Consider the following 17530-nt stretch of genomic DNA (forward strand, 5'->3'; position numbering starts at 1 on the left):
CGGCAACGTGAACTCGCGGATCGAGCCACGACCCCATTCTACCGACCGTTACCGTCAGCTGAGCACTCCCCGCGCAATCTAGGCGAAGAAGCTCGACTGCGGTACCAGGTGCAGCACTTCAAGTTGCACGGCCGCCACAACGGCCAACCCCGTTGCTAGCACCAGCACGCGCAGCGCACCGGATCTGCCGCGCGAGATCAACAATGCCCCCGCGAATCCCACTGCCGGTAACGCGATGCCAAAGCACACCCAGAACCATCCGGCGCCAGTGAGTGAGAGTCCGAGTAGCGAAGACATCTCGGTCAAGCCGAGCAGATTACCGATACCAGCGACGACGAGGTAGACGTACAGCAGCGTCACCAGACCGCCGATGCCCCATGTTGCCAGTCTGCCAGCCATCAAGAACCTCCTACGGTCACGAGCGCCGGAAGCGGGAGCAAGACGACCGCGCCGATCAGGAGCCACAGGGCTAGGTTCCACGTGCGGGAAGCGCGACATAGAAGGTATGCAGCGATGAACCATAGAGCAGGCGCGAATGGGGCGGCCCAGAACACGGCCTGCTGCAACACCGCACCGATCGCACCGCTACCCTCAGCCACCGCCGAATTCATCTGGGAGTAATAATTGGCCCAACTGAACCACACCCAGGTGTAGAGCAGGTACAGCCCGCCGACCACACCAAGGAGCACGAGCCCACCGTTCGACAATTGCACGGTCGATGCCGCTCCCTGGATGGATGACTCGCCTGATCCCTCATTTTCGATACTCAGTGGAACTTCTTGTGCACCACCGGGGACACCCTGGGGTACGTTTCGTTCCGCCTGGGGCGCTGCCGAGGGATCCGCTTCGACCGTCCACCCGCTCGCCAAGCTGCTCTCGCGGGGCTCACGGTCTGCCTTCTTTCGCATACTGCAAGCCTACCGAGGCACACCTGAGGGCTCCTGGATGGACTCACTCTCCACTGCCTCGGAGATCCGCGTGATCCAGGAGCTAATCGTCTGCACCTGTCCGAATCAGGTCGAATGTCCGAGCGAAGGGTGCGGCACCGACCAAGCCGCCCAAAAAATAACGAAACGCCCCGAGGCAAGCCCGGGGCGTTTCGTTACTGGTCGTCAGCGCGTAGGTCAGCGCGCAGCGCTGCCGTCGACGCCTGCGGATCGCGCACGATCCGCAGAAAACGGTGCAGCCCTTTGGATTACGTCGTCGTCAGCGCGCAGCGCTGCCGTCGACGTAATCCTCGTCTTCCTGCTTCCAGGCGAAGAGACCACGCAGTTCGCGGCCGGTGACCTCGATCGGGTGCTTTTCTGCCTTGGCGCGGAGTTCGAGGAACTCCTTGCCGCCGTTGTCCTGATCGTCAATGAAGCGCTTCGCGAACGCACCCGACTGGATGTCGGCGAGCACGCCCTGCATGTTCTCCTTGACGCGGGGATCCACCACGCGGGGGCCCGACACGTAGTCGCCGTACTCGGCGGTGTCGGAGACCGACCAGCGCTGCTTGGCGATGCCGCCCTCCCACATGAGGTCAACGATGAGCTTCAGCTCGTGCAGCACCTCGAAGTACGCAATTTCCGGCTGGTAGCCGGCCTCGGTCAGGGTCTCGAAACCGTACTGCACGAGCTGCGAAACGCCGCCACAGAGCACTGCCTGCTCACCGAACAGGTCGGTCTCGGTCTCTTCGGTGAACGTGGTCTTGATGACACCGGCGCGGGTGCCGCCGATCGCCTTCGCGTACGACTTTGCGGTCTCCCACGCGCTACCCGAAGCGTCCTGCTCGACGGCAATAATGTCGGGGATACCGCGGCCCGCGACAAACTCGCGGCGCACGGTGTGCCCGGGAGCCTTCGGCGCGATGAGGATCACGTCGACACCCTCGGGTGCCTCGATGTACCCAAAGCGGATGTTGAAGCCGTGCGCAAACGCGAGGGTCTTGCCCGGGGTGAGGTGCTGCTTGATCGACTCGGAGTAGATCGTGCGCTGGTACTGATCCGGCGCGAGGATCATGATGAGGTCAGCCCACTCGGCGGCATCTGAAACACTCTTCACGTCGAAGCCAGCCTCGGTGGCCTTCTGGATCGACTTCGAGCCGTCCTTCAGGGCAATAACAACCTGCACGCCCGAGTCGCGCAGGTTCATCGCGTGGGCGTGGCCCTGCGAGCCGTAGCCCACGATGGCCACCTTCTTGCCCTGAATGATCGACAGATCGGCATCGCCGTCGTAGTACATCTCAGCCACGAGTGGCCTCCTTTTGATTGTTGTTGGTTCGTTGGTGGATCGCGGCCCTTTGGGCCGAGTCCAGGTGGGTGTTAGCTCTTGAAGACGCGCTCGGTGATGGACTTCGATCCACGCCCTACCGCAATGAGTCCGGACTGTGCGATCTCCTTGATGCCGTAGGGCTCGAGCACACGCAGGAAGGCCTGGATCTTGCCGGTGTCGCCGGTCACCTCAATGACGAGGGCGTCGGTGACGACATCGACCACGCGGGCGCGGAACAGGTTCACTGCTTCGAGCACGTGGGAACGAGTCTGGTGATCCACCCGCACCTTGATCAGCATGTGCTCGCGCTGCACCGACTGCGACTCTTCGAGCTCGACGATCTTGATGACGTTGACGAGCTTGTTGAGCTGCTTCGTCACCTGCTCGATCGGCAAGTCTTCCTCGTCAATGACGACGGTGATGCGCGAGAGCCCCTGGAGCTCGGTCGGCCCAACAGCGAGAGACGAGATGTTGAACCCACGGCGGGCGAAGAGACCTGCGACACGGGTCAGCAGGCCGGGCTTGTCCTCCACGAGGAGGCTCAGAACGTGGCGGCTCATGATCAATCATCTCCATCAAACGACGGCCGGTGTTCCAGCGCGTACTGCACTTCACTGTTCGACAGCCCCTGCGGCACCATGGGCCAGACCATGGAGTCAGAACTGACGACGAAATCGATGACCACCGGTCGATCGTTGGTCTCGAGCGCGAGCTTGATCGCGTCGTCGACCTGATCTTCGCGCTCGACGCGAATCGCGAGGCATCCGTAGGCCTCGCCGAGCTTCACGAAGTCGGGCACGCGGCTGCTGCCGTGGCCGGTGTTCAGCTCGGTGTTCGAGTAGCGCTTGTCGTAGAACAGCGTCTGCCACTGTCGCACCATACCCAACGATGAGTTGTTGATCACGGCGACCTTGATGGGGATGTCATTGATCACGCAGGTTGCGAGTTCCTGGTTGGTCATCTGGAAGCAGCCGTCCCCATCGATCGCCCACACCACACGATCGGGCTCTGCAACCTTGGCGCCCATGGCCGCTGGTACCGAATACCCCATGGTGCCGGCGCCACCCGAGTTGAGCCAAGAGTTGGGACGCTCGTACTTGATGAACTGGGCAGCCCACATTTGGTGCTGACCCACACCAGCGGCGTAGACACCCTCGGGCCCGGTGAGTTCACCGATTCGCTGAATCACGTGCTGCGGTGACAGCAAACCGTCTGAAGGTGCTTGAAAGCCCAGCGGGTACTCGGCGAGGAGCACATTGAGCCTCTCCCACCAGGCACTGAGGTCAGCAAAGTCACGATCCCGCTTGATCGAGGACACGGCGGCGATGAGATCAGAAATGACCTCCGCGGCATCGCCCACGATGGGCACATCCGCGGCGCGGATCTTCCCGATCTCAGCCGGGTCGATGTCAGCGTGAATGACCTTGGCATCGGGCGCGAAGAGTTCAGCCTTGCCCGTAACGCGATCGTCAAACCGCGCGCCGAGCGTGATCAGCAGGTCGGACTCCTGTAATGCCAGCACCGCGGGAACCGTGCCGTGCATTCCTGGCATGCCGAGATGTTGCGGGTGCGAATCAGGGAAGGCACCGCGCGCCATGAGCGTCGTCACGACCGGTGCACCGACCAACTCGGCGAGCTGCAAGAGCTCGTCCGATGCTTTCGCGCGGATCACGCCCCCACCCACATAGAACACTGGGCGTTCGGCTGTCGCGATGAGTTCGGCAGCGGCCTGAATCTGCTTGCTGTTGGCCTTGGTGATCGGGCGATACCCCGGCAGGTCAACCCGCGGGTCCCAGACGAAGTCAAGCTCGGCCTGTTGCGCGTCTTTGGTGATATCAACGAGCACCGGGCCGGGCCGACCGGTCGTGGCAACCTGATACGCGGCCGCCAGGGCAGCTGGAATATCTTCGGCCTTGCGCACCAGGAAGGAATGCTTGGTGATCGGCATCGTGATGCCGACGATGTCAGCCTCCTGGAAGGCATCAGTACCCATCAGAGTCGAAAAGACCTGACCGGTGATCGCAAGCAGAGGAACCGAGTCCATGTACGCATCAGCGATCGCGGTCACGAGGTTGGTTGCCCCCGGGCCGGAGGTGGCAATACACACGCCGACCTTACCCGATGCCGAGGCATAGCCTTCAGCAGCGTGGCCAGCACCCTGCTCGTGACGGACGAGGATGTGACGAAGGTCTTTTGCGTCCATCAACGGATCGTAGACCGGCAAGATCGCGCCGCCCGGAAGACCAAAGACATCGCGAATACCGAGCAGCTCAAGGCTACGAACGACGGCGGCTGCACCGCTCATGCGTTCGCCCTTCACGCCGGAATCGGCACGCGTCTGGGTGGGTATGGCACTCGTATCCGAGTTCATTTCACACTTTCTGTTGACAGTGGCTGGGATGTGTCATGCGCACGGCAGTACGCATGATCCGCGCGGAAATGCCCCTACACGGGTGACACCGCGACTGAAGCTACCCGGTGATCGCGCCCTCTGAGGCGGAATGGACGAGCTTCGCGTACTTCGCCAGTACACCTCGCGTGTAACGCGGGGGAAGTGGGGCCCAGGCTGCTCTGCGGGCCTCGAGCTCGGCGGGGTCTACCAAGAGATCGAGCGTCTGTGCGGCGATATCAACCCGTATCAGGTCACCGTCGCGCACCAGTGCTACCGGACCACCGTCCGATGCCTCAGGCGCTATATGTCCAATACACAGGCCGGTTGTGCCGCCTGAGAATCGTCCATCGGTCAATAGTAATACATCTTTACCCAGGCCTGCCCCCTTGATGGCACCGGTGATCGCGAGCATCTCACGCATGCCCGGGCCACCCTTCGGACCCTCGTAGCGAATGACCAAGATGTCGCCCTTACCGATCTTGCCCTCGGTCAGCGCATCCATCGCACCGCGCTCGCGCTCGTACACGCGCGCCGGGCCCTCAAATACTTCCGCATCGAAGCCAGCGGTCTTCACCACAGCGCCCTCAGGCGCGAGGGTGCCGTGCAGAATGGTGAGCCCGCCGGTCGCGTGAATCGGGTTGTCAAGGTGGTGGATCACGTCGCCGTCAAGCGGATCGGGGTTCAGCGCCGCAAGGTTCTCTGCCATCGTCTTGCCGGTGACGGTCATCACATCGCCGTGGAGCAGCCCAGCATCAAGCAGCGCCTTCAGGACGACGGGGATGCCGCCGTGCCGATCCACATCTGCCATGACGTACTTGCCGAACGGCTTCATATCAGCGAGGTGCGGAACCTTCGCGCCGATGCGGTTGAAGTCTGCGAGGGTGAGGTCGACCTCAGCCTCACGAGCAATTGCGAGCAGGTGCAGCACCGCGTTCGTTGAGCCACCCAGTGCCATGAGCAGTGTGATGGCATTTTCGAAGGCCTTCATGGTGAGCACGTCGCGGGCAGTGATACCCAGACGCAGCATGTTCACGACCGCCTCGCCAGACCGGTGTGCATAGTAATCACGTCGACGATCGGCACTGGGGGGTGCCGCAGAGCCCGGAAGACTCATTCCGAGCGCCTCAGCAATCGAGGCCATGGTGTTGGCGGTGTACATTCCACCACACGCACCCTCGCCCGGGGCGATCGCACACTCGATGCGCTTAAGATCTTCCTCGCTCATCGTGCCGGCCTTGCACGCACCAACCGCCTCGAAGGCGTCAATGATCGTGACTTCCTTCTCCGTACCGTCAGTGAGCTTGACCCAGCCCGGAGCGATCGAGCCGGCGTAGAGGAAGACAGCTGCGAGGTCGAGTCGCGCGGCAGCCATCAGCATGCCGGGAAGTGACTTATCACACCCCGCGAGGAGCACGGTACCGTCGAGGCGCTCGGCCATCATGACGGTCTCGACCGAATCGGCGATGACCTCACGCGAGACGAGCGAGAAGTGCATCCCCTCATGGCCCATGGAGATACCGTCGGAAACGGATATGGTGCCAAATTCGAGCGGGTATCCGCCTCCCGAATGCACACCCTCTTTGGCACCCTGCGCGAGACGATCGAGGCTCAGGTTGCAAGGAGTGATCTCGTTCCAGGAACTGGCGATGCCGATCTGCGGCTTCGCCCAGTCCTCGTCCCCCATGCCCACTGCGCGGAGCATACCCCGGGCAGCGGCCTTTTCAATTCCGTCGGTGACGTCGCGGCTGCGCGGCTTCATATCGATCTCAGACATGGTTCCCAGTCTAGCGCCGCCCGGAGGACTCGAGCGCATACCCAGAAACGCTGCACGTGCTGAGGTGGCAGACGTTCAGCCGAAATCCGTGGGAGCTACTTACCCGTGGCACCCAGGAACGTGAAGGGGAGCATGAAACCGACAACGCTGGCGATGAGCCCACCGCCGAACAACCACATTCCCGCCATCTCAGTGATCCCTGAGTCGAACGCGAAGCTTGCCAGATAGATTCCGCCAAAGGCGAGAACCAAGGACACGACGAATACGAACGCGGTGACCGCGCTCACTGCACCCTGCGAGCTTTCCTCGAACAGCGCCTCGTTCTTCGCCACAGTGGTCCTCCTCTATGCGGTTTGATACTGACAGCCAGCCTAGCGCACCGGCCGTTCGTGTGGCGCTCGCCCGGACGGCACGCGCTAGTCTGGTGCCGAACGCGAAGGAGGCTTCATGTCAATCGGCAAGTACCTGACCAATGCGGGTGTGCTGGGGTCAGTTTTCAGCGCTTTTGGCGCGGCAAAACAGGCCCAGCAGATGCCGAGGGACTGGCGACGGTTCCTCATCTGGGGCGTGTGGGCAGCGGGCCTTGCCCTCGCCATCGCGAGTGCCGCGAAGCAGCAGCAAGACGAGGAGTATGCCGAGTCGCTGCACCTTTCCGCGCGAGAAGAGAAGGCTGCGGCCAAGGCCCGGCGCAAGCGACGGACATCCGCCTGACAAGAGTCACCTCCTGTTTGAGATGTTTGGGGGCACTGCACTAGGACTCCGGTCGCGAACGGTAGGCTAGGTCCCGGTGAGCCGGGAAGCCTGGTCGGCAGTTCGCATTTGTTGACCCCGGAGGTTTTTCTCTATGCCCCATACCCGCCTTTCCCTGGCGAAGGTGAGTCGCCGCGAGGCCGCCCGCGTCACCCGGATCTTACGCAATGAGTTCGCCAGCGGCATCGCGGTGATGGCCGCGGCGCTCCTCGGTTTTCTCGCAGCGAATAGCCCCCTAGCTGGCGCATACATGGATCTGCGCGACTTCCGCATCGGGCCCGAGTCACTGAACCTGAATCTCTCGCTCGGCACCTGGGCCGCGGACGGATTGCTCGCAGTCTTCTTCTTTATGGTGGGACTTGAACTCAAACGTGAGTTCGTGACTGGGGCGCTCAGTAAGTTCACGACCGCGATTGTGCCGGTCGCGGCAGCGTTTGGTGGGGTCGCCCTGCCCGCGTTGATTTATCTCGCATTCACCTTCGGCACCGAAGCCGCGCACGGATGGGCGATTCCGGCCGCCACTGACATCGCCTTCGCTGTCGCGATTCTCGGTCTGATCGCGCCACGCATCCCCACCGCCCTGCGCATTTTTCTCCTGACGCTCGCTGTCGTAGACGATCTCATTGCAATCTCGATCATCGCGATCTTCTACACGAGCGGTGTGCAGTTCGCCTACCTCGCCCTCGCGCTGGTCCCGCTCGCACTGTACGCGTTCTTGGCGCGCCGATTCGCCGTCTGGTTTGCAGATCACCGATGGGCAGCGTGGGCAATCTTGCTTCCGCTGGGAATTGTGGTCTGGGCGCTGGTGCACGAATCAGGGGTACACGCAACCATCGCGGGTGTAGTGCTGGCGTTCACCGTGCCAGTAGTCTCAAAGCCCCAGAAGGGCGCACCACGGGTGGCTGACACTGATCACGAGAACTCCCGCGAATCGCTCGACCTTGCGCACCTGTTCGGGTATCGCTTCGGACCTCTCTCCAGCGGCTTCGCCGTGCCGGTATTCGCCTTCTTTGCTGCTGGGGTTGCCGTCGGTGGCGAGAACCGGTTCCCATTCGATCCGATCGCGTTCGGGATCATCGCCGGGCTCGTCATTGGCAAGACCGTGGGCATCAGCGCCACCACGTGGGCGATTCTGCGCTTCACCAGGGCCGAGCTCGGCGGCGAGGCGAGCTGGCGAGAGGTCATTGGCGTTGCCGCACTCGGCGGCATCGGCTTCACAGTGTCACTGCTGATTGCGGATCTCAGTTTCACTGACCCAGCTGACGCGGACACCGCGCGTCTCGCGGTCATGGTGGCATCGCTCATCGCGGCGGCGGTGGCAGCCGCTCTCCTCGTCAGGAAGCCCAGGGCTCGGGCAACTCAGCTCGATTGAGTGGCGGAATCACGCGGATTTTTGTTCCATCCAGCCACGTGCTAGTGTATTTCTGTTGCCCACGCAGCGGAACGCGCCTCTAGCTCAATTGGCAGAGCAGCTGACTCTTAATCAGCGGGTTCCGGGTTCAAGTCCCGGGGGGCGCACCACACGAAACCCCCACCATTACGGTGGGGGTTTCGCCGTAGAACCGGCAGGAGTAGAACATGACCGAGCAGCCCCCAGCCCAGTCCGCTGACCTTGCATTCGCCCTGGCACTCGCCGACCTTGCAGACGGCATCTCACTCCCCCGCTTCCGATCCGCCGATCTGCGCGTCGACACAAAGCCCGACCGCACTTTCGTCACTGACGCAGATACCGCGGTAGAGCGCGCGATTCGCACTCTCATCGAATCTGAGCGCCCGAACGACGGCTTCCTCGGCGAGGAGTCAGGCCGAACAGACCGTGGCGAGCGCCGCTGGATCGTGGACCCGATCGACGGCACCTCAAATTTTCTCCGCGGCGTGCCCAACTGGGGCACGTTGATTGCGCTTGAAGAAGACGGCGAAGTGAGCGTCGGTGTCGTCAGCGCTCCGGCACTCGGCGCACGATGGTGGGCAGAGACCGGCACCGGGGCGTGGGGCCTCCAGGCCGGTGCTGATCCGCGACGCCTACGCGTCTCGGGCGTGGAGCGACTCGAAGATGCCTCGCTCAGCTTCCAGAGCATCGAGCAATGGGATCAGGCAGGCTACCTCGATCCACTGATTGCACTCAGCCGAGCGGTGTGGCGCGATCGCGCCTACGGCGACATGTGGGCCTATATGGCACTTGCAGAGGGGCTCGTCGACATCGTCGCCGAGTTCGACGTCAAGCCCTACGACCTGGCCGCACTCGCACCTATCGTGCGTGAGGCCGGCGGCACGTTCACCGATATTTGCGGATCCAGCAGCGTGTGGGGCGGCAGCTCGCTTGCCACGAACGGACTCCTGCACGATGCCACAGTGCGCGTGGTCGAGGCCGCTCGCCAGGCCTAGCTCTCGGCGCGCCTTCGATCGGGATCGATCCCCTCAAGAATGCGACCCAGCCCCGCAGACAGCGATGCCACGTCACCCTCGGCGAGCTGATCAAACACAAGCCGCCGCACCTCGCTCACGTGCGCGGGCGCGTGCAGCGCGAGGTGCGCAAGACCTTCATCAGTGAGCACCGCGTTCGTCGCGCGCCCGTCTGTCGGGCAGGCTTCTCTGCGCACCCACCCCTGCTTTTCGAGCCGGGTCACCACATGCGAGAGCCGCGACAGCGACGAGTTCGCCCAATGCGCGAGGTCGCTCATCAACCGCGTGCGATTCTCCGCCTCAGACAGCATGGCAAGCACGTGATACTCAAAGAAGGAAATACCCGCGTCGCGCTTGAGCTGCGCCTCGACCGCACCCGGCAGCAGAATGGTGAGGCCGACGAGCCGCATCCACATTTCACGCTCTGCGGGGTCGAGCCACCGTGTCTCAGAGTCTGGCGTGTTGTCGACTGCCTGTGTCACTTTCAACCTCTTGCTCTCGGTACGCTTTCGGCGCGCTCGCGCTGCTTCAGCCATCCCAGGGTATCCGACACGTGTCTAACACCCCGAGCAGCTCCGCTCTTGCGCCGCTGAACGAGTGGATCACGGCTCGGCGGTTCGGCATCCCGACTCGGCTCCGCCAGAATAGACGCATGATGTCGACACCCGCAGTTGCCGCGCCCACCGCGGGATCACAGACCCTCGACCGCGGCCTTCGCGCACTCGAGGTGCTTTCCGAAACTGGTGCACCGATGACCATTGCCGAACTTGCAGAGGCACTGGGGGTGCACCGTTCGAGTGCGTACCGCATTCTGCGCACGCTCGAAGATCACCGGTTGGTGCTGCGTGACGAGGCCGGGCAGATCCGCCTCGGCCCCCGCCTGGTTACCCTGGCTCGCGGAGCCGCTCCGCGACTGAACGAAACGGCGTTGCCTGAGATCACCGAGATCGCGAACATGTTTGGTGTCACCGCTTTTATTGCGGTGCTCGATGACGATCAGGTCATCACACTGATTAGTGTCGAACCGGCACACAGCCATGCCTCGGTCACGCAACGACCGGGTGCCAGGCACTCTGCGCTCTACGGCGCGACGGGGCACGCCATCGAGGCATCGCTCACGCCCCGCGAGCATCGCGCTGCGTTCCGGGGTGCCCCCCTCACCGAAGCGGCGCTGGAAACCCAAGCACGCGGCTATGCACTCAGCGAGAACGAGGTGATTCCTGGGTTGACCGGCCTTGCCGTGCCCTTGCGGGTCGAGGGCGAGCCACCGGCGGCTCTCGCGATCGTGCAAATCGGGATGCATCGCGAGCTAGAAACGCTCGTTGCGCACATGCTGGCCGCAGCCGATCGCATCGCCCGCGACCCGAGGTAGCACCTCCAGAGCCTCTATTTCCTCCTCCCGCATATACCGTCACCGGTATTTCACTGGCGGGAGGGCATCCCGAGGCGTTAGACTCTGGAGGTCCAGACCGGCCCGCTCTCGCGGCGCACGGCCGGGAAGGCGCTCGAAAAAGGGGCGCTGCTGCCGATCTCGGCGAGACATACACGGAATCCCGTACCCACGTCTCTCCAAGGAACCGTCATGTCTGCTTCATCCACCGTATCTTCGCACCCCTCGCTGCCACTGCCGCCTGCGCAGACCCCCGATGCGCCCCAAGTCCCACGTCCCACGCTGACACAGGCACTCGCTGCCGCGCTCGCTCGGCACGCGCACCACGCGTTCGGACTGATGGGGAATGGCAATGCCCACCTCATTGACGCGCTCGGGGCGTACGGCATCCCACTGACCGAGGTGCGACACGAAGCCGCGACCGTCGCTTCAGCCGACGCGTTCACCCGCGTTTCCGGCAAGCTTGCCATCGCCACCACGACCTACGGGGCCGGCTTTACCAATGCGTTGACCGCGCTGGCCGAGGCTGCCCAGGCCCGCACCCCCTTGCTGTTCGTAGTCGGCGACGCTCCCACGAGCGGTCCCCGACCGTGGGACGTCGATCAGGAGATGCTTGGCGCCGCCATTGGGGTGCGGTCGTATCTCTTGAGTCTCGAGAATCCAGGTGACATGGTGGATCGCGCTGCCGCCGCCGCACTCCGCGGCCGCCGGCCAGTGATCCTCGGGATTCCCTACGACCTGGTCGCGTCGCCGGTCACGCGCGATGTCGTGGCGGGCATTTCCGTCGACGGGGTCACATCCCCCGCCTTAGATTCGGCTGCGTCGCTGGCTGACGAGGAGATCGACCTCAACGATCCCGAGGTCATCGCCTCACTCATTTCTGCAACGCTGCCCGCCGCGTCCGAGGCAGCTTCGGCCGAATCCTGGGGATCCGACAGCTCCACCGCTGCCGATTCGCCCTCACTCACCTCGATCGACCCGGCAGACCTGCAGACTGCGGTGGGCGCGCTCGCGGGGGCCAAGCGCCCCGTCGTCCTCGCCGGCCACGGGGCCTGGCTCGCGGGGGCCGGCTCGCGACTGGGCACCATCGCCGACAGGCTCGGCGCGCTGACTGCGAGCACCGCGCTTGCCCGTGGCATCTTCCCCAGGCCCGAGTACGATCTTGGCCTCACCGGCGGATTCGGCCAGGACCGTGCCATGTCGAAAATTGCCGAAGCGGATGTCGTGCTGGTGGTCGGCGCGAGCCTGAATCAATTCACCATGCGGTTCGGCGATCTGCTCGGCGAGGGTGCCACGGTGATACGGGTTGATCTCGACCAGGTCGCGCCCCCGCGCACAACCCACCCGATCACACACGTGTTCCTTCGCGGTGACGCGAGCACAGTCCTCGATACGCTCAGCGCGCACCTCGCGAACGCACGCAACTCGCCCAGCGGGTGGCGCGAGAGCGTCGCCGGGCTTGAAGCCGGTGGCGCGCTGCGCGCGCTCGACACCGGCTCGGGGGATGCCGAGGGCCTCCTTGCCGACGGCAAGCTCGATCCACGCGCGGTCGCGGCTCGGCTGGCCGAGTTGCTGCCTGAAGACCGCCACGTAACGAGCGACGGCGGCCACTTCATTGGCTGGGCAAACATGTTCTGGCCGGTCGCTTCCCCTGAGCGCATGATCATGGTCGGCACCGCGTATCAGACCATCGGGCTCGGGCTTTCGACCGTGGCGGGGGTGGCTGCCGCGTGCCCCGAGAGCACCGTGGTGCTGACCACCGGCGATGGTGGCGGCCTGATGTCACTCGCCGATCTCGAGACCGCGATCCGCACCACTCAGCGCTGCGTCATCGTGGTGTGGAACGACGGGGCCTATGGTGCCGAGGTGCACCTGTATGGCCGGATGGGGCTCGACGAGGCGCCGATGCTCATTCCCGAGGTGAACTTCGCGGGCCTCGCGAGCGCTCTCGGCGCCACTGGAGTTCGGGTGGATCGCCTGTCCGACCTCGCCGCACTCGATGCGTGGCGCGACGCTGGCGGCACGGGAACGATTCTCCTAGATTGCCGCATCTCTAGGTCGGTCGTCGCACCGTACCAGCACGAGATCCTGAAGGTCAACGGGGTGAAGTGACTCCCCCGGCCCCCTGGCCCCACGCCTGCGCGAGGGGGCTTGGGGCTTGGAGCCACCTGCACGAACGCGAGGGGTCAAAATCTGTTGGCTTCGTCGAAACCGAAGCGCAGAATTTGACCCCTCGCGAGGGTAAAGCTCGAGAAGCTCAAGGAGCTCAAGAACCTCAAGAACGTGGAATCTTGGCTAGGCAGCCTTCTCCCAGATGAAGTGACCCTTCTCCTGCGCCTCCTGATTTTCGGCACCGAGTGGGATACCGGTGCGGTCGCGCAGCACGAGGGTCGCCACGAATGCGATCACCATCACGGCCGCAATGTAGAAGGCCACCGCCGTCGCCGAACCTGTCGACGCGACAAGCCACGCGGCGATCATGGGCGCGAACGCGCCACCGAGAATCGCTCCGATCGCGTAGGTGATCGAGACACCGGTGTAGCGGATCGAGGCGGGAAACAATTCAGCAAAGTACGCCGCCTGCTGCCCGTAAGTGAAGCCGTTACCGATCGCGAAGAGCGACAGGCCGAGGAACATCAGCCACACGTTGCCCGTGTTCACGAGCGGAAACAGGATGAAGATGACCGCGAGGAACGCGATCCACCCGAAGATGTACGTCTTCTTGCGTCCGATTCGGTCAGAAATCGTGCCCGCGGCAAAGGTCATAATGAGCCAGACGACGGATGCGCCAGCTACCGCGAGCAGAACGGGTGTGCGCTCCATCCCGACAAGCCCGCCGTCTGCGAGGGGCATGGTGGCGTAGTTCTGGATGTAGCCACCGGTGGTCATGTACCCTGCTGCATTGTTCCCAGCGAAGGTCAGCGCGGCGAGCACGACGAGTAACCAGTGCTTGCGAAAGAGCTCGACGATGGGGATCTTGGTCTGCTCCTTGCGCTCGGAGATCTCGGTGAAGACCGGGCTCTCCTCAACAGCACGGCGCACGATGATGCCGACGACGATGAGCACGAAACTCAAGAGGAAGGGCACTCGCCAGCCCCACTCGAGGAACTGCTCTCCGGGCGAGATGACGCCCGTCATGAGCGCGAGCACCCCCGATGCGAGGAGGAGGCCGATGGGCACGCCGATCTGCGGGAAAGCACCCATGCGGCCGCGCTGCTCGGTGGGGGCATGCTCGACGGCCATGAGCACCGCGCCACCCCACTCGCCGCCGGTGGACAAACCCTGGAGGATGCGCAGCGCCATGAGCAGGATCGGTGCCAATATGCCGACCTGATCGTAGGTGGGGAGGACACCGATGAGGGTAGTTGCCGCGCCCATCAGGATCAGGGTGATCACGAGCATGGACTTGCGACCGATGCGGTCGCCGAAATGGCCGGCGAGGAATGCGCCGAGCGGGCGGAAGAGGAAGCTGACACCGACCGTCGCGAACGCAATGATGGTCGCGGCCTGAGGGCCGGCGGGCTCAAAGAAGAGCTTCCCGAAGACGAGGCCGGCGGCGCTCGCGTAGAGGAAGAAGTCGTACCACTCGATGGTGGTGCCGATCACGGTCGCAGCGGCGACCCTGCGCAACTCGCGCGGGTTGGCGGCCTTCGCAGATGTCTGTGACATGAGGCTGTCAGACTCCCTTGTCTCGATAAAGTGAAAATATATTTAGATTCAGATAGCGAACTCGCGTCGCAATATATGGAACCCACTCACTTTAGCCGCTCGAAACGCAAATGTCATATTGACGAAACAGGCGGGCAACACACTCTCGCATGTTGCCCGCCTGTTGGGAAGACCTAAAGTGCCACCGACCCACCTGAACTCGGCCGGTACTGTCCATAGCGGCCAGCGCCACCCCGGTCGACATACACTCGCGGGCACCGGTTCGGGGTTGAGGGGCTGAAGGCCGTCTCGGTGCCGCAGGTCGTCTCCGGCTAGTCGCCCACGCACACAGCAAGGGGCGGGCATCCACCAATCGGTGAGATGCCCGCCCCTTGCTGTGTTCAGAACTACCAGCGCGGCTTACGCGGCCCGTCGTTACGGGTGTCGCGGCTGTTGCGATCGCCGTACCCACCGTCGCGGCTCGGGCGCTCGCCACCGGCGCGATTGTCACGCTGCGGTCGCGCATCGCGGGTGTAGCCACTCCCACGAGTGTCGCGGTCGTTGGAACGCGGGCGATCGTCGCGGTTGTACCCGCCACCACCGGTACCACTGCCGCCACGATCGTTGCGGTCGTTGTACCCGCCACGGTTGTCGCGGTTGTAACCTCCGCGGTCGCCGCCGCGATCATTCCGGTCATAGCCCCCGCGGGAATCGCGGCCACCGCTTCCGCCGCGATCGTAGCCGCCACCGCCACCTCCGCTGCGCTGACCGCCGCGGTCAGCGGTGAGCTCGATGAGCTTGCCGCTGATACGGGTCTGCGCGAGGCGGGAAAGCTGCTCCCTCGAGAGGTTCTTGGGAAGCTCTACGAGCGAGAAGTCGTCGCGCACCTGGATTCGGCCGAAGTCGTCTCGGGTGAGCCCACCCTCGTTTGCGATCGCACCAATGATGTGGCCGGGCTGGATCTTCTGGCGACGACCCACTTCAATACGGTACATCTGCAGGTCATCACGACGCTCGCGGGGCCCGCGGTCTTCACGAGGGGCCCGGTCGCCACGGTCGCGGCCTCCGCGGGAGTCACGATCGTCTTCGAGGAACTTGGCGGCCTGAACGCGGTCGCGCTGGAACTTCCTGTCGTCTTCGCTCGTGAGCAGCAATGGGGTGTCGCCCTGCGCGACGATGGCAAGTGCGGCCGCCACGTCGTTCTCGGGAACGTCGTGGTGCTCGACGTAGTGCGCAATGATGTCGCGGAACTCGTCGAGACGCGAGGTCTCGGTGAGCGCCATCGTTATCGCATCGTCGAACCTCGACAAGCGGGTCGCATTGACCTCGTCGACGCTGGGAAGCGCCATCGGGGTCAACGGTTGCTTCGTGGCCTTCTCAATGGCGGTCAACATGCGACGCTCGCGCGGGGTAACGAAGCTGATTGCGTCGCCCGTGCGGCCTGCGCGACCCGTGCGACCGATCCGGTGCACGTACGATTCGGTATCAATCGGCAGGTCGTAGTTGACGACGTGACTGATGCGCTCGACATCAAGACCGCGAGCGGCGACGTCGGTGGCAACGAGAATATCAAGTTGACCCGACTTCAGCTGCTCCACCGTGCGCTCGCGAATGTTCTGCGGAACGTCACCGTTGATGGCAAGTGCTGAGTAGCCGCGCGCGCGCAGCTTCTCGGCGACCTGCTCGCTGTCGCCGCGAGTACGGGTGAACACAATCATGCCGTCGAAGTCTTCGACCTCGAGCACCCGGGTAAGCGCGTCGAGTTTCTGCATGTACGAGACCACAATGTAGCGCTGCGTGATTGTCGCGCTCGTCTGCGTCTTCCCAGCAATCTTGATTTCTTGCGGGTCGTTCAGGTACTGCTGCGAGATGCGGCGGATCTGTGCCGGCATGGTTGCCGAGAACAGGGCAACCTGCTTCTCCGTGGGCGTATCAGCGAGGATCGTCTCGACATCTTCAGCGAAGCCCATCTTGAGCATCTCGTCGGCCTCGTCGAGCACCAGGTACTTGATCTCGGTGAGATCGAGCGAGCCCTTGTTGAGGTGATCCATGATGCGGCCGGGTGTACCCACCACAATGTCAACGCCACGACGCAGAGCGCTGAGCTGCTGGCCATAGGCCTGGCCGCCGTAGATCGGCAGCAGGTGCACCTCGGGGAGGTGCGCGGCGTAGCTCTCAAACGCCTCACACACTTGTAGCGCGAGTTCGCGCGTCGGCGCAAGCACCAACGCCTGGGGCTTTCCCTGGCCAGGCTGAATGCGCGAAAGGATCGGGAGGGCGAACGCCGCGGTCTTGCCGGTGCCAGTCTGCGCCAGGCCAACAACGTCGCGGCCAGTCAGGAGCACAGGAATCGTGGCTTCCTGGATCGCGGATGGAGTCTCGTAACCCAAACCCTTCACTGCCTTGAGCACGCGGGCATCAAGGCCAAGCGTGTCAAAACCCGGGCGGGGCTTCTCCACGGGTTCGGTTTTTTCGACCTTTTCGACCTTTTCGGTCTTGGTGACCTTTTCGGCCTTCACGGTCTCTCCAGTCGCGTCAGCAACTGAGGTGTTTTCGTTCGCGGGCGCAGACGCGCTCGCAGGGGTCTCGGTGGGTTCGGAAGAGTTGGGAGCCTCGGTGACCAAAATCGCAGGAGCCTCAGTGGCATCTTCTGCGTGTGCGGGTGCATCGGGAACTTCAGGGGCCGCTTCTGTGAGAGCGACCGCGGCGGGCTCTGCGGTCGCCGCGACGGGCGCCTCAGATACCTCGGCTTGCTCGGGTGAAGCTTCAGTCAAAACTTCAGCAGGGGCTACTACTGCAGCCTCAGAAGTTTGGATTTCTTCGGAAGTTCGTGGCTCCCGATCGCTGTCTTGCATTGTGTTATCGGGAGTATTCATCACTTCATCCTACCGCGACCTGGACAAATTGCGCTGTGAACCAG

The 17530-nt window shown here is 63.5% G+C and carries 15 protein-coding genes and 1 tRNA gene; 6 read left to right on the top strand and 10 right to left on the bottom strand.

The features are described 5' to 3' along the window. Window positions 1–78 precede the first annotated feature (78 nt). The 7 genes from ACTNFK_RS08625 to ACTNFK_RS08655 form a co-directional block, all read right to left on the bottom strand. Window positions 79–399, bottom strand: coding sequence for a hypothetical protein (locus ACTNFK_RS08625; protein WP_433647046.1), 321 nt, complete (start codon window positions 397–399; stop codon window positions 79–81). After that, window positions 399–908 (bottom strand): hypothetical protein, encoded by a 510-nt coding sequence (locus ACTNFK_RS08630; protein ID WP_435937321.1) that lies wholly within the window; start codon window positions 906–908, stop codon window positions 399–401. The genes ACTNFK_RS08625 and ACTNFK_RS08630 overlap by 1 nt, the downstream gene beginning before the upstream one ends. 298 nt (window positions 909–1206) lie before the next feature. Then, complete coding sequence (ilvC, locus tag ACTNFK_RS08635; RefSeq protein ID WP_435937344.1) at window positions 1207–2223, bottom strand: ketol-acid reductoisomerase; 1017 nt, start codon at window positions 2221–2223, stop codon at window positions 1207–1209. A gap of 80 nt (window positions 2224–2303) precedes the next feature. Continuing rightward, window positions 2304–2813, bottom strand: a complete 510-nt coding sequence (ilvN, locus tag ACTNFK_RS08640; RefSeq protein ID WP_433647049.1) for an acetolactate synthase small subunit — start codon at window positions 2811–2813, stop codon at window positions 2304–2306. A gap of 2 nt (window positions 2814–2815) precedes the next feature. Beyond that, window positions 2816–4624, bottom strand: coding sequence for an acetolactate synthase large subunit (locus tag ACTNFK_RS08645; RefSeq protein ID WP_433647050.1), 1809 nt, complete (start codon window positions 4622–4624; stop codon window positions 2816–2818). A 100-nt stretch (window positions 4625–4724) separates the two neighbouring features. After that, window positions 4725–6419 (bottom strand): dihydroxy-acid dehydratase, encoded by a 1695-nt coding sequence (gene ilvD, locus ACTNFK_RS08650; protein ID WP_433647051.1) that lies wholly within the window; start codon window positions 6417–6419, stop codon window positions 4725–4727. A gap of 95 nt (window positions 6420–6514) precedes the next feature. Then, window positions 6515–6751, bottom strand: a complete 237-nt coding sequence (locus tag ACTNFK_RS08655) for a hypothetical protein (RefSeq protein WP_433647052.1) — start codon at window positions 6749–6751, stop codon at window positions 6515–6517. 115 nt (window positions 6752–6866) lie between these two features. Here ACTNFK_RS08655 and ACTNFK_RS08660 point away from each other — a divergent pair, with 115 nt between their 5' ends. The 4 genes from ACTNFK_RS08660 to ACTNFK_RS08675 all read left to right on the top strand — a co-directional run bounded on the left by ACTNFK_RS08660 (window position 6867) and on the right by ACTNFK_RS08675 (window position 9554). Continuing rightward, entirely contained in the window at window positions 6867–7130 is a 264-nt protein-coding gene (locus ACTNFK_RS08660; protein WP_435937322.1) for a hypothetical protein, read from the top strand. Window positions 7131–7263: 133 nt separating this feature from the next. Then, the gene (gene nhaA, locus ACTNFK_RS08665) at window positions 7264–8541 is read left to right on the top strand and encodes a Na+/H+ antiporter NhaA (protein ID WP_435937323.1); all 1278 of its coding nucleotides are present in this window, start codon (window positions 7264–7266) and stop codon (window positions 8539–8541) included. Window positions 8542–8614: 73 nt separating this feature from the next. Then, window positions 8615–8690, top strand: a tRNA-Lys gene (locus ACTNFK_RS08670). A gap of 57 nt (window positions 8691–8747) precedes the next feature. Next, the gene (locus tag ACTNFK_RS08675) at window positions 8748–9554 is read left to right on the top strand and encodes an inositol monophosphatase family protein (RefSeq protein WP_435937324.1); all 807 of its coding nucleotides are present in this window, start codon (window positions 8748–8750) and stop codon (window positions 9552–9554) included. On the opposite strand, the gene ACTNFK_RS08680 is transcribed toward ACTNFK_RS08675, so the two are convergent. Beyond that, the gene (locus tag ACTNFK_RS08680; RefSeq protein ID WP_435937325.1) at window positions 9551–10054 is read right to left on the bottom strand and encodes a MarR family winged helix-turn-helix transcriptional regulator; all 504 of its coding nucleotides are present in this window, start codon (window positions 10052–10054) and stop codon (window positions 9551–9553) included. The two genes, ACTNFK_RS08675 and ACTNFK_RS08680, sit on opposite strands and share 4 nt — an antisense overlap. Before the next feature lie 71 nt (window positions 10055–10125). Here ACTNFK_RS08680 and ACTNFK_RS08685 point away from each other — a divergent pair, with 71 nt between their 5' ends. Beyond that, window positions 10126–10944, top strand: a complete 819-nt coding sequence (locus ACTNFK_RS08685) for an IclR family transcriptional regulator (protein WP_435937326.1) — start codon at window positions 10126–10128, stop codon at window positions 10942–10944. Between the two features lie 210 nt (window positions 10945–11154). Next, window positions 11155–13074: a thiamine pyrophosphate-binding protein gene (locus tag ACTNFK_RS08690; protein ID WP_435937327.1), complete on the top strand. Its 1920-nt coding sequence runs from the start codon at window positions 11155–11157 to the stop codon at window positions 13072–13074. A 183-nt stretch (window positions 13075–13257) separates the two neighbouring features. Here the strand turns inward: ACTNFK_RS08690 and ACTNFK_RS08695 are convergent, their stop codons facing one another. Then, entirely contained in the window at window positions 13258–14631 is a 1374-nt protein-coding gene (locus tag ACTNFK_RS08695) for an MFS transporter (RefSeq protein WP_433647059.1), read from the bottom strand. A gap of 386 nt (window positions 14632–15017) precedes the next feature. Beyond that, window positions 15018–17486: a DEAD/DEAH box helicase gene (locus tag ACTNFK_RS08700; protein ID WP_435937328.1), complete on the bottom strand. Its 2469-nt coding sequence runs from the start codon at window positions 17484–17486 to the stop codon at window positions 15018–15020. Between the last annotated feature and the right edge of the window lie 44 nt (window positions 17487–17530).

It is taken from the genome of Leucobacter fengyongliangi (assembly GCF_052386045.1).

Bases quoted from the DNA above. Each gene is read 5' to 3' on its own strand.
- ilvC (WP_435937344.1), bottom strand. From the start codon at position 2,223: ATGTACTACGACGGCGATGCCGATCTGTCGATCATTCAGGGCAAGAAG.
- ilvD (WP_433647051.1), bottom strand. From the start codon at position 6,419: ATGTCTGAGATCGATATGAAGCCGCGCAGCCGCGACGTCACCGACGGA.
- ACTNFK_RS08675 (WP_435937324.1), top strand. From the start codon at position 8,748: ATGACCGAGCAGCCCCCAGCCCAGTCCGCTGACCTTGCATTCGCCCTG.
- ilvN (WP_433647049.1), bottom strand. From the start codon at position 2,813: ATGAGCCGCCACGTTCTGAGCCTCCTCGTGGAGGACAAGCCCGGCCTG.
- nhaA (WP_435937323.1), top strand. From the start codon at position 7,264: ATGCCCCATACCCGCCTTTCCCTGGCGAAGGTGAGTCGCCGCGAGGCC.
- ACTNFK_RS08625 (WP_433647046.1), bottom strand. From the start codon at position 399: ATGGCTGGCAGACTGGCAACATGGGGCATCGGCGGTCTGGTGACGCTG.
- ACTNFK_RS08660 (WP_435937322.1), top strand. From the start codon at position 6,867: ATGTCAATCGGCAAGTACCTGACCAATGCGGGTGTGCTGGGGTCAGTT.
- ACTNFK_RS08700 (WP_435937328.1), bottom strand. From the start codon at position 17,486: ATGAATACTCCCGATAACACAATGCAAGACAGCGATCGGGAGCCACGA.
- ACTNFK_RS08645 (WP_433647050.1), bottom strand. From the start codon at position 4,624: ATGAACTCGGATACGAGTGCCATACCCACCCAGACGCGTGCCGATTCC.
- ACTNFK_RS08690 (WP_435937327.1), top strand. From the start codon at position 11,155: ATGTCTGCTTCATCCACCGTATCTTCGCACCCCTCGCTGCCACTGCCG.
- ACTNFK_RS08630 (WP_435937321.1), bottom strand. From the start codon at position 908: ATGCGAAAGAAGGCAGACCGTGAGCCCCGCGAGAGCAGCTTGGCGAGC.
- ACTNFK_RS08695 (WP_433647059.1), bottom strand. From the start codon at position 14,631: ATGTCACAGACATCTGCGAAGGCCGCCAACCCGCGCGAGTTGCGCAGG.